Below are 12,649 nucleotides of genomic sequence, written 5' to 3'. Positions count from 1 at the left end.
GCTGCCGCTGCTGACCGAGGCGCTGCGCGGCGCCGGCGCCATGCTCGTGAACGGCGCGGGCCGGCGCTTCATGCCGGCCGTCGCGCGCGATGCGGAGCTCGCGCCGCGCGACGTCGTCGCGCGTGCGGTCTGGGCCGAACTCGAACGCGGCGAGACGGTCTGGCTCGATGCGACGCGCGCGGTCGGCCCGGCGTTTCCGCAGCGGTTCCCGACCGTGTTCGCGAGCTGCCGGATCGAGGGCATCGATCCCCGCACGCAGCCCATTCCGGTCGTGCCGGCGCAGCATTACCACATGGGCGGCGTACGCGTGGACGCGGCCGGCCGCACGACGGTCCCCGGCCTCCACGCGGTCGGCGAAGTCGCCTGCAGCGGCGTGCACGGCGCGAACCGGCTCGCGAGCAATTCGCTGCTCGAAGGACTGGTGTTCGGCCGGGCGCTGGGCCGGCGGCTCGCGCAGCAGCCGGCGCTGCCGGCGACGAGATTCGACCTGCCGGCGCTCGCGGCGCCGGTCGACGGTACGGTCGGCGCGGTGCTGGACGCGGCCGTTCGCGACCTGCTCTGGCGCCATGCGGGCCTCGTGCGCGACGCGCAGGGCCTGCACCAGGCGCAGCTCGCGTTGCAGGCCTTGCAGCATGAAGCGGCGACGCACGGCGAACGCCGCCGCGTCGCGGTCGCCCGGCACATCGTCGCCGCCGCGTTGCAGCGGCGCGACAGCGTCGGCGCGCACTACCGGCGCGATGCGGCGCAGGCGCTCACGGGCTGAGCGGCCAGCGCCGGCACGCTTCGCCGCCGCCGCAATTCCGTGATCCGCCCGAACGTCGGTCTGCATCGCATTCCGGATGCGCGCCGCCGCCGCATCCGCAGTTGCGCCGCGCGTCAACGCCGCCGCGGCTGCCGCGTTGTCGTCTTCCAGCCAGCCGGTGCTGGCCGGAGGAGACGACCATGTACAAGACCCTAGTCCCGATTGCCCTCGTGACCGCCGTGCTGCTCGCCGGCACCGCTTCCGCCGCGACGCCGAACGTCGACGCGCGCGAGGCAAACCAGCGCGCCCGCATCAACCAGGGCGTGGCCAGCGGCGAACTGACCCGGCGCGAAGCGGCCGGCCTGCGCGCCCAGCAGGTGCACATCCGCCGCGACGAGCGCGCCGCAAAGGCCGACGGCGTGGTCACGCGCGGCGAGCGCCGTCATCTGCAGCACGAGCTCGACCACGCGAGCGAGAACATCGACGAGCAGAAGCACGACGCACAGGACCGGCGCTGAGGTTCCGGCGGAGGTCGACACGGCGGCCCGGCTGTGCCGGGCCACCGTATTCGCGACGACGATTTGCGGTATCGCCGGCACCGCGCAGCCGGCGTCTTGTTGCGCCGCCGTCGTCGTTGCCGCGACGCCGGCGATCCCGCTGCATTTGCGCGGCGGCCGGTAATGTGCCGCGCCGCGTCGCCTGAGCTCGACGATCCGAATTCGCCGCCGGTGCCGCATGCGCCGCGCTCGCAGGATGCCACCGCCTGGCGGTAGCGGTCGTTTCGCTGCCTGGTGCCCGCTCGCCGCCGCTGTGCCCGCCGTCCGCCCGCATTCGGCCATGAACGGATGCTAGGCTTGCACGCTGTCCGCGCCCCGGCCCTGCTGCCGCGGCGCCCGTCCGCTGCGGCCGTCGCCGCGGCACGCCGCGAGCCGCATCCATGTCCGACACTGTGCGTCCCACCCTCGTCATCGGCAACAAGAACTATTCGTCCTGGTCGCTGCGGCCGTGGCTGCTGCTGCGCCATCACGGCGTCGACTTCGACGAGGTGCGCCTGCCGCTCGACACGCCGGAGTTCTACGCCACGATCGGCAACTATTCGCCGACCGGCCGCGTGCCGGTGCTGCGCGCCGGCGACCTCGTGATCTGGGATTCGCTGGCAATCCTCGAATACAGCAACGAACGCTGGCTCGACGGCGCCGGCTGGCCGCGCGACATCGCCGCGCGCGCGCTGGCCCGCGCGGTCAGCGCCGAAATGCATTCGGGCTTCCAGAACCTGCGCACGCAATGCCCGATGGACTGCGTGAAGCGCAGCACGGCCCCGGTCAGCGCCGAGGTGCTGCGCGACATCGAGCGCATCGGCGCGCTGTGGCGCGACTGCCGCGCGAAATACGCGGCCGGCGGCCCGTTCCTGTTCGGCGGCTTCAGCATCGCCGACGCGATGTATGCGCCGGTCGCGCTGCGCATCGTCAGCTATGCGATTCCGGTCGGTCCGGTCGAGCGCGGCTACATCGACGCGCTGCTCGCACTGCCGGCGCTGCGCGAATGGCTGTCAGACGCCGACGCGGAACAGCGCGCGAAGCGGGAAAGCCGATGACGGCGACGGCGCCGCGGCCGGCGGTCGCGGCCATGGTCGCCGGTGCCGCTCTGATCTCCACGACCAGCATCTTCGTCAAATGGGCGCAGGTCGCGCCGTCGGTATCGGCGTTCTACCGCATGGCGTTCGGCGGCGGCCTGCTCTGGCTGCTGCTGCTCCTGCAGCGGCGCTGGACCTACGGCGGCTGGCGCAGCGGCCGGCGCGGCGGCGCGCCCGCGATGGGCCGGCGCGAAGTCGCCTGGATGCTGTTCCCGGCGATCGCGTTCGCGGTCGACCTGCTGCTCTGGCATCGCAGCATCCGCGACGTCGGGCCGGGACTCGCCACCCTGCTCGGCAACTTCCAGGTCTTCGTCATGGCCCTGGCCGGCCTCTGGTTCTATCGCGAGAAGCTCGGCTGGCGTTTCGCGAGCGGCCTCGCGCTGGCCTTCGCCGGGCTCTGGCTGCTGGTCGGCCGCAACTGGCAGGCGGTCGACGCGCAATACCGGCTCGGCGTCTGGTTCGGCATCCTGACCGGCATCGCCTACGCGGCCTATCTGCTGAGCTTCCGCCATGCGCAGAAAGAAAAGCTCGCGCGTTCGCCGGCCGAGCTGCTGTGCCTGAACTCGCTGCTGTGCGCCGGCGTGCTCGCGGTGGTCATCCTCGCCGAGGGCAACCGTTTCGCGATTCCGAGCCTGCAGTCGTTCTCGGCGCTGCTGGGCCTGGCCCTGTTCGGCCAGGTGCTCGGCTGGCTGCTGATCGCGCGTGCGATGCCACAGCTGCCGGCCTCGCTGGTCGGCCTGCTGCTGTTGCTGCAGCCGGGCCTGTCGTTCGTGCTCGACGTGCTGCTGTTCGACCGGCCCACGGTCGTGCTGGACTGGGTCGGACTGGCCGTGTCGCTGGCGGGCATCTTCGTGGCCGGCGGGCGCAGCGAGGAGACCTAGTGTCCTGTCGCGCCAGCGGCCGCCGGACGACTTCGGGTCTTTCACCGCGATACGCCGTTGCCGCCGGCCGCGGCGGCGCCTCCCCGCGGCGCCGGGTCTCGCGGCGGAATCCATCCGGAGTTCGGTCGCCGCAGCGACGGTTCAGGCGACCGGCCGCGCGGCGTTCCGCGCTTGCGCGGCCGACTCCAGCCCCCATCTGCTGGCCATCCCCTTCTCCGGAGAATCCCATGCTCGGTATCGGCGCCTGGAAACAGCGCATGGTCGACCCCGCCGCGGCCTTGCCCGGCCGCGATCAGCCACTGCCGCTGCACGACCGCCACTACGTCAGCGGCCAGCCGCTGCGCGGCGAGTTCCCGGGCGCGCAGCGCGTGCTGTTCGGTATGGGCTGCTTCTGGGGCGCCGAGCGCAAGTTCTGGTCGATTCCGGGTGTGCTGACCACGGCCGTCGGCTATGCGGGCGGCTACACGCCGAACCCGACCTACGAGGAAACCTGCTCGGGACTGACCGGCCACAGCGAAGTCGTGCTCGTAGTCTACGACCCGGCCGTCGTGTCGCTCGATGCGCTGCTCAAGGTGTTCTGGGAGAACCACGATCCGACCCAGGGCATGCGCCAGGGCAACGACACGGGCACGCAGTACCGCTCGGCGATCTATGTCGGGAACGCGGCGCAGTTCGCTGCGGCCGAGCAGTCGCGCAACCGCTTCCAGCAGGCGCTGGCCGCGGCCGGCAAGGGCGCGATCACGACCGAGATCGCGCAGGGCAAGCCGTTCTACTACGCCGAGGACTATCACCAGCAGTACCTGGCCAAGAATCCGGACGGCTACTGCGGTCTCGGCGGCACCGGCGTCAGCTGCCCGATCGGCGCGATCTGACCGGCCGGACGCCGGTCTCGCGCCGGATTCCCCGGCGCAGCGACAAAACCGTCATAGTGCGTTTTCCCGGCCGCACGGCGCAGACATCGGCGCCGCTGCAGGGCTTCGCCCCGATTCCGACATAAATCGCGGTCCTAATATCGCCGTCCGCAAGCGGTCCCGGCCTTGCCTGGCGTGGCCGAAGCGGGAACCATTGCGGGTTTGGGGTCTCGGCGCGGCGAACGGTTTCGCCGCCACCACGATTTGGGGAATCACATGGATCTGCTTCGCGCGCTCGCGCGTCTGCCGCTAGTGCTGGCTATGGCGCTGTGGCGGCTGCTGGCTTTCGTGCTGCGTCTGGTCGGACGCCTGCTCGGCATCGTCGTCGGGCGCGTGTCCTGGCAGGCGCCGGGCTGGATGCTCCTGGCCGAACGCGGCGGCCTGGCGGGCTGGGACGTGGTCCGGCGCAATCCGGGCCGTGTCGCGGCCGTGCTGGCCGGGGTCGCGGTGCTCGCCGGCGGCGGCTGGCTGGCCTACAAGTACGAGAAGGAGCGGCCCAAGCCACCGCAGCCCGTCGTTGCGACCCTGCAGGCGACCGCACCCGCGTTGACCGACTACACGGCCGAGCCGATCACGATCCATCCCCTCGATCTGAACTTCAACCAGTCGGTCGCGCCGCTCGCGCTCGTCGGCAAGGACGTGACCGCCGGCATCACCCTGCAGCCGGCCATCGCGGGCAAGTGGAACTGGGTCAGCGACCGTCTGCTGCGCTTCACGCCAGACGGCGACTGGCCCGTCGGCCAGCAGTACAAGGGCCGCATCGACAAGGCCGTGCTGTTCGCGCCGCAGGTGCGCGTCGGCGCCGACAATTTCGAATTCACCACGGCCGCGTTCACGGTCACCCTGGCCGGCAGCGAGTTCTATCAGGACCCGCAGGACGCGACGCTCAAGAAAGGCATCGCGAATCTGAGCTTCAGCCATCCGGTCGACACGGCCGCGTTCGAGAAGCACATCGAGCTGTTCCTGTACGGTCCGAAGGCCCAGAAGATCGCGCAGAAGTTCGTCGTCAACTACGACAAGCTCAAGCTCAATGCGTGGATCCATTCGGCGCCGCTGCCGGCGCCGCCGAAGGATTCGACCACGCTGGAATACCGCATCGACAAGGGCGTCGCGGCCGCGGCCGGCGGCCAGGGCAGCAGCGAAGCGGTCGCCGCGAGCGTGTCGGTGCCGGGCCTGTACAGCCTCGGCGTCAACAGCATGGAGCCGACGCTCGTCGACAACAGCCAGTTCGAGCCCGAGCAGGTGCTGCTCGTGAACTTCTCGCACGCGGTCGGCGAGAAGCCGGCCGCCGGTGCGATCAAGGCCTGGCTGCTGCCGCTGCACAATCCGTTCGCGCCGGAAGGCCAGCGCGACGACGTATGGAACTGGAGCTACGGCGGCGTCGACGAGCGCGTGCTCAAGAGCGCCGAAAGCCTGGCGCTCGAGCCGATCGCGGCCGAGCTCGACTATGCCGAGCAGCAGAGCTACAAGTTCCGCGCCGATCCGGGCCGCTACGTCTACGTGCGCGTCGGCAAGGGCCTGGCTGCGTTCGGCGGCTACCAGCTCGCCGACAAGGTCGACAACGTGCTGCAGGTGCCCGACTACCCGCGCATCCTGCGTTTCATGGCCGACGGCGCGCTGCTGTCGCTGTCGGGCGACAAGCGTATCGCCGTGGTCTCGCGCAACGTGCCCGGCATGAAGCTCGAGATCGCGCGCGTGCTGCCCGATCAGCTGCAGCACCTGGTCAGCTTCAACAACGGCACGTTCGCGCAGCCCGAGCTCGGCTCGCTGTCGCGCGACAAGATCACCGAGCGCTTCGAGCAGAAGCTCGGGTTCGAGTCGGACGATCCGACCAAGGCCCACTACGAAGGCGTCGACCTGTCCAAGTACCTGGCCAGCGGCCGCCGCGGCGTGTTCCTGCTGCGCCTGCGCGACTACGACCCGGCCAGCGAGCCGGCGCAGCAGGAGACCAAAGGCGAGGAAGGCGTCAGCGCGCCCGATCCGTATGCCGGCTCCGAGTCCGAGGAAGGCGAATACACGGAGGGCGAAGGCGAGGGCTATTCGTCGAGCTACGACAGCGACGGCGAATATTCCGAACTCAACGATGCGCGCTTCGTCGTCGTGACCGACCTCGGTCTCATCGTCAAGCGCTCGCTCGACGGCAGCCTCGACGCCTACGTGCAGTCGATCGCGACGGGCGCGCCGGTCGAAGGCGCCAGCGTCGAAGTCGTCGGCCAGAACGGCCAGGCGCTCGAGCACGCGAGCAGCGACGCGGCCGGCCATGCGCACCTGGCGTCGGTCGACGCGTACACGCGCGAGAAGTCGCCGGCGATGTTCGTCGTCAAGAAGGGCGAAGACCTGTCGTTCCTGCCGATCGGCAAGCGCGACCGGCGCCTGGATTTCTCGCGCTTCGACGTGGGCGGCATCAAGAACGCGCGCAGCGCCGGCCAGCTCAGCGCCTACCTGTATTCCGACCGCGGCCTGTACCGGCCCGGCGACACTGTGCACATCGGCATGATCGTGCGCGCGGCCGACTGGTCGCGCGACCTCAGCGGCGTGCCGCTGCAGGCGGACATCCTCGACGCGCGCGGCCTCGGCGTGGACAGGCGCAAGATCCGCCTCGGCGAGGCCGGTTTCGAGGAGCTGTCGTTCGCGACGCAGGAAACCTCGCCGACCGGCAGCTGGACCGTGAACCTGTCGCTGATCGACCAGTACGACAATCCGCAGCTGATCGGCTCGACGACGGTGCAGGTCAAGGAATTCCTGCCCGACCGCATGAAGGCCACGGCGCATCTGTCGCGCGAAGTCGTCGAGGGCTGGATCAAGCCCGACGACCTCAGCGCGCGCGTGAGCCTGCAGAACCTGTTCGGCACGCCGGCGCAGGACCGCCGCGTCGAGGCCACGTTGACCTTGTCGCCGGTGCTGCCGCTGTTCCGCAGCTGGCCCGACCACACGTTCCACGATCCGCAGAAGGCCAAGGAAGGCTACAGCGAGCCGCTCGGCGAGCAGGTCACCAACGCCGAAGGCATCGCCGAATTCCCGCTCGACCTGTCCAAGTACGGCACGGCCAGCTACCGCCTGCATTTCCTGGCCAAGGGCTACGAGGCCGAAGGCGGCCGCAGCGTCTCGGCCGAGACCGCGAGCCTGGTGTCGTCGCTGGACTACCTGATCGGCGTCAAGGTCACCGACAACCTCGACTACGTCGCGCGCGGCGCCGAGCGCAAGGTCAACCTGATCGCGATCGACAGCAACGCCAGGCGCATCGGCGTCGACGGCCTCAAGGCCGTGCTCGTCGAGCGCCGCTACGTGTCGGTGCTGACCAAGCAGGATTCGGGCGCCTACAAGTATCAGTCGCGCCTGAAGGAGGTTCCGGTCAAGGAAGAGCCGCTCGCGCTGCCCGGCGGCGGGCTGGATTTCAGGCTCGCGACCGACCAGCCCGGCGACTACGCGCTGCTGGTCAAGAACAACCGCGGCGATACGCTGAACCAGGTCAGCTATTCGGTGGCCGGCGAGGCCAACGTCGCGCGTTCGCTCGAACGCAACGCCGAGCTGCAGCTCGCGTTGTCGAAGAAGGATTACGCGCCCGGCGAGGAAATCGAGATCGCCGTGCGCGCGCCGTACGCGGGTGCGGGCCTGATCACCCTCGAGCGCGACAAGGTCTACGCGCACCAGTGGTTCAAGGCGACGACGACGGCATCGGTGCAGAAGATCCGCGTGCCGGCCGATTTCGAAGGCAACGGCTACGTCAATGTGCAGTACGTGCGCGACCCGTCGTCGGCGGAGATCTTCATGAGCCCGCTGAGCTACGGCATCGCGCCGTTCTCGGTCAACCGCGACGCGCGGCGCAATGCGCTGGCCATCGCGACGCCGGCGCTGGTCAAGCCCGGCGAAATCCTGCGCATGAAAGTGACCAGCGGCGCGCGTTCGCGCGTGACCCTGTTCGCCGTCGACGAAGGCATCCTGCAGGTCGCGCGCTACAAGCTCGGCGATCCGCTCGATCACTTCTTCCAGAAGCGCATGCTCGAAGTGTCGACGAGCCAGATCCTCGATCTGATCCTGCCGGAGTTCGCGCGCCTGACCGGCATGGCCGCCCCAGGCGGCGACGCCGACGACCTGCTCGGCAAGCATCTCAATCCGTTCAAGAAGAAACGCAAGCCGCCGGTGGCCTGGTGGTCGGGCATCGTCGACGTCGACGGCGAACGCGAGTTCACCTGGACCGTGCCCGACGACTTCAACGGCAAGCTGCGCGTCATGGCCGTGTCGGTCGCGGCCGACCGCATAGGCCGCACCGAAGCGGCGACCACCGTGCGCGGCGATTTCGTGCTGTCGCCGAACGTGCCGGCCATGGTCGCGCCGGGCGACGAGTTCGACGTCAGCGTCGGCGTCGCCAACAACCTGACCGGCCTGAACGGCAAGGAATCGGCGATCGCGCTGAAGCTCGAACCGAGCGCGCAGATCGAAGCGGTCGGCGCGGCGACGCAGGAGCTCAAGCTCGGCGAGCTGCGCGAAGGCGTGGCGGTGTTCCGCCTGCGCGCCAAGGGCGAGCCCGGCGCGGCGACCTTGAAGTTCGTCGCGAGCAGCGGCGACAAGTCGGCGCGCCAGGCCGTGGACCTGTCGGTGCGGCCGGCCGTGCCGTACCGTACCGAGGTCGCGATCGGCAATCTGGCCCGCGGCGACAAGACCGTCGAGCCGCTGCGCACGATGTTCGACGCGCATGCGAAACGCGAGGCCAACGCTTCGTACGTGCCGCTCGTGCTCGCGCGCGGCCTGTCGGCCTATCTGTCGAGCTTCCCGCACCGCTGCACCGAGCAGCTGCTCAGCGCGGCCGTGCCGGCGCTCGTGTTCGATTCCAATCCGGAGTTCGGCAAGCTGCTGCGCGATCCGGCCGACACGAGCACGACCAGGCAGGCGTTCGCCGCGCTCGTCGCGGTGCTGCGCTCGCGCCAGAACGACGAAGGCGGCTTCGGCCTCTGGACCGCGACGCCGGAATCGATGCGCTACGTGTCGGTCTACGCGGTGCAGTACCTGCTCGAGGCCAAGGAGCGCGGCTGGGACGTGCCGCAGGATCTGCTGGACAAGTCCAACGGCTATCTGAACAAGCTCGCCGCCGACGAAAGCGACGGTTCGCTGCCGGGCCTGCGCGAGCGCGCGTTCGCGATCTACCTGCTGACGCGCCAGGGCACGGTCACGACGAATGCGCTCGCCTCAGTGCGCCAGCGCCTGCAGGAGCGTTATGCGGATTCGTGGATGCAGGACACGGCGGCCGCCTACCTCGCCGCGAGCCTGCAGCTCATGAAGCAGCAGAACGAGGCGCTCAAGCTCATCGTCGGTCCCGAGAAGGTGCTCACGCGCACGGCGATCGAGAGCGGCTGGCGCTACGAGCGATACTACGATCCGCTCGTGCGCGACAGCGCGACCCTGTACCTGCTGGCCAAGCACTTCCCCGAGCGCATGAAGGCGCTGCCGGCCGTCGCGCTCGAGAACATCGTGCGGCCGCTGTCGCGCGGCCTGTTCAACACCTTGTCGTCGGCGACGACGATCCTCGCGCTGGACGTCTACGCGAAGTCGGCCGGCGAGCTCGCCGGCGACAAGCTGCGCCTGTTCGAGCTGGCCAAGGACGGCGCGGCCAAGCCGATCGCGAAGGCCGAAGGCCTGGTCCTGCACGCGGACTTCAGCGGCGACGCGAAGGGCCTGCGCATCGCCAACGACGCCGACCTCAACGCGTGGTACAGCGTCGCGCAGAGCGGCTTCGATCGCGGCGCGCCGGAAAAAGAGATCAAGGAAGGCCTCGAGATCATCCGCGAGTACACCGACGCCGACGGCAAGGTCATCGGCACGGTCGAGCTCGGCCAGGAAATCCTCGTCAAGCTGAAGATCCGCTCCACGCGTGCCGACGGCGTCGGCGATGCGGCGATCGTCGATCTGCTGCCCGGCGGTTTCGAGGTCGTGCAGGAGACCCCGGCCGCGCCGGCGCCGGAAAGCGAGGACGACACGGCGGCCGAGCCGGCGGCGACGCCGGCCTGGCGCAGCACGGTCGGCGTCAGCGGCTCGACCTGGACCCCCGACTACGCCGACGTGCGCGACGACCGCGTCGTGATCTACGGCCGTGCGACGCCGGACGTGCGCGAGTTCATCTATCGCATCAAGGCGACCAACGCCGGCCGCTTCGTGGTGCCGCCGGCCTACGGCGAATCGATGTACGAACGCACGGTGCAGGCGCAGTCGCTCGGCGGCACGATCACGGTCGTCAAGCCGAACTGAAGCAGCTAGGAACTGCGGCGATGCGGGCACGGATCGGTCAGGCAGCACGAGCGCTATGGCGCCTCGTGCTGCGCTGGCAGAACGTGCTCGCCGGCGCGGCGCTGATCGCGCTCGCATTGATCGGCCTGCGCCTGTATCCGCACGCGCCGCTGTCGGCGATGCAGGCCGGCTCGTCGACCGCGCTGTATGGTTCCGACGGCAGCCTGCTGCGGCTGACCCTGAGTCCCGACGACAAGTACCGCCAGTGGCTGCCGCTCGCGCAGATGCCGCCGGCGCTCGTCGAGGCCGTGCTGCTGCACGAGGACGCCTGGTTCCGCTGGCATCCGGGCTTCAATCCGCTGAGCCTCGCGCGCGGCGCGTGGATCAGCTACGTGCGCGGCGGCCATCGCCAGGGCGGCTCCACGTTGACGATGCAGCTCGCGCGGCTGATGTACCGGCTCAACACGCGCAGCCCGGCCGGCAAGGCCGAGCAGGTACTGCGCGCGGTCTGGCTGGAGCTGCGCTATTCCAAGGACGAGATCCTCGAGGCGTACCTGAACTACGCGCCGTACGGCCGCAACGTCGAGGGCGTGGCCGCGGCGAGCCTGGTCTATTTCGGCAAGCGCGCCGAGGATCTGGCCTTGCCCGAAGCGCTCGCGCTCGCCGTTATCCCGCAGGATCCGACGCGGCGCCTGCGCGAAGCGGCCGCCGACGGCGACGACCAGCTCAACCGCGGCCTGCGCGCCGCGCGCGCGCGGCTCTATGCGCGCTGGCGCGCGCGCCATCCCGAAGACGCCTTGAACGATGCGCTGATGCGCCTGCCGCTGCAGTTGCGCACGCCGGCGCAGCTGCCGTTCGCCGCACCGCATGCGATGGAGCAGGTGCTGCGCGAGGCGCGCGCCGAACGCCGCGAATCGCCGCGCATCGACACGACGATCGACGCGGGCCTGCAGCGCACCGTCGAACGCCAGGTGCGCGAGACCTTGCAGCGCGAGCAGCGCCGCGGCATCAGCAACGCGGCCGCACTGCTCGTCGACACGCGCGACATGAGCGTCAAGGCGCTGGTCGGCTCGGCCGATTACGCCGACCCGGCCATCGCCGGCCAGGTCAACGGCACGGCGGCGAAGCGCTCGCCGGGCTCGACCCTGAAGCCGTTCATCTACGCGCTCGGCATGGATCAGGGCGTGCTGCATCCGCGCACGGTGCTGCGCGACGTGCCGAGCTCGTTCGGTCCGTTCACGCCGGAAAACTACGACGGCCGCTTCCTCGGCCCGGTCACGGCCACCGACGCGCTGATCCGCAGCCGCAACATACCGGCGGTCTGGGTCGCCTCGCAGCTGGCCGAGCCGAATCTCTACACCTTTCTCAAGCGCGCCGGCATCGGCCGCCTGGCCGGCGAGCGGCATTACGGCCTGGCCCTCGTGCTCGGCGGCGGCGAAGTCACGATGCAGGAACTGGCCACGCTCTACGCGATGCTGGCCAATCACGGCGTGCTCAAGCCGTTGCGCCTGCGCGCCGACGCCCCGGCCGGCGGCGACGTGCGCCTGCTCAGCGACGAAGCGAGCTTCATGGTGCTGGACATGCTGCGCCAGAACCCGCGGCCCGACGAGGCGACGACGGCCACGCCGGCGCGCCTGCCGATCTACTGGAAGACCGGCACGTCCTGGGGTTTTCGCGACGCCTGGACCGCCGGCGCGTTCGGTCCCTACGTGCTCGTCGTCTGGATGGGCAATTTCGACGGCGCCGGCAATCCGGCGCTGATCGGCGTGGAGACCGCCGCGCCGCTGTTTTTCCGCATCGCCGACGCGATCCTCGCGCGCGACCGCACATTGACCGAGCCGGCCTGGACGATTCCGCCGCGCCTGCGCAAAGTGGAAATCTGCCTGGCCAGCGGCGACCTGCCGAACGCCTGGTGTCCGCGCCGCGGCACGACCTGGTTCATTCCGGGCGTCTCGCCGATCCGCGTCAGCACCGTGCACCGGCCCGTCACGATAGACGTGCGCACGGGCAAGGCCGCCTGCCCGCCGTTCGACCCGGCGACGACGCGGACCGAGGTCTACGAATACTGGCCGTCGGATCTCGCGCGCGTGTTCGCGCAGGCCGGCATACCGCGGCGTCAGCCGCCGGCCGACGCGGACTGCGCCGTCGCCGGCGGCGCGGCGCCGCAGATCACTTCGCCGCTGCGCGGCGCGGCCTATACCGTGCGTGCGCGCCACGACGCCGGCAGCGACGAGGCGCGCGTCGCGTTCAGCGCGACCGTCGA

General features: G+C 70.2%; 7 protein-coding genes. All 7 read left to right on the top strand.

Annotated features, from left to right (window positions below):
- Positions 1-763, top strand: a 763-nt coding sequence (locus NON22_RS12585) for an FAD-binding protein (protein WP_257387289.1), incomplete at its 5' end; no start/stop codon positions are given.
- A 179-nt stretch (positions 764-942) separates the two neighbouring features.
- Positions 943-1,260, top strand: a complete 318-nt coding sequence (locus NON22_RS12580) for a hypothetical protein (RefSeq protein WP_257387288.1) — start codon at positions 943-945, stop codon at positions 1,258-1,260.
- Between the two features lie 419 nt (positions 1,261-1,679).
- A complete protein-coding gene (locus NON22_RS12575; protein WP_257387287.1) occupies positions 1,680-2,336 on the top strand; it encodes a glutathione S-transferase family protein in 657 nt (218 codons plus the stop codon).
- Entirely contained in the window at positions 2,333-3,256 is a 924-nt protein-coding gene (locus tag NON22_RS12570) for a DMT family transporter (protein WP_257387286.1), read from the top strand. Before NON22_RS12575 ends, NON22_RS12570 begins: the two co-directional genes overlap by 4 nt.
- A 227-nt stretch (positions 3,257-3,483) precedes the next feature.
- A complete protein-coding gene (gene msrA / locus NON22_RS12565) occupies positions 3,484-4,128 on the top strand; it encodes a peptide-methionine (S)-S-oxide reductase MsrA (protein WP_257387285.1) in 645 nt (214 codons plus the stop codon).
- A gap of 255 nt (positions 4,129-4,383) precedes the next feature.
- Positions 4,384-10,407 (top strand): alpha-2-macroglobulin, encoded by a 6,024-nt coding sequence (locus tag NON22_RS12560; RefSeq protein WP_257387284.1) that lies wholly within the window; start codon positions 4,384-4,386, stop codon positions 10,405-10,407.
- 20 nt (positions 10,408-10,427) lie between these two features.
- Positions 10,428-12,649, top strand: a 2,222-nt coding sequence (gene pbpC, locus NON22_RS12555) for a penicillin-binding protein 1C (protein ID WP_257387283.1), incomplete at its 3' end; no start/stop codon positions are given.

Source organism: Tahibacter caeni (assembly GCF_024609805.1).
Classification (GTDB): domain Bacteria; phylum Pseudomonadota; class Gammaproteobacteria; order Xanthomonadales; family Rhodanobacteraceae; genus Tahibacter; species Tahibacter caeni.
Note: the sequence above shows the minus strand (reverse complement) of the source record. Positions and strands in the feature narration are given on the sequence as shown.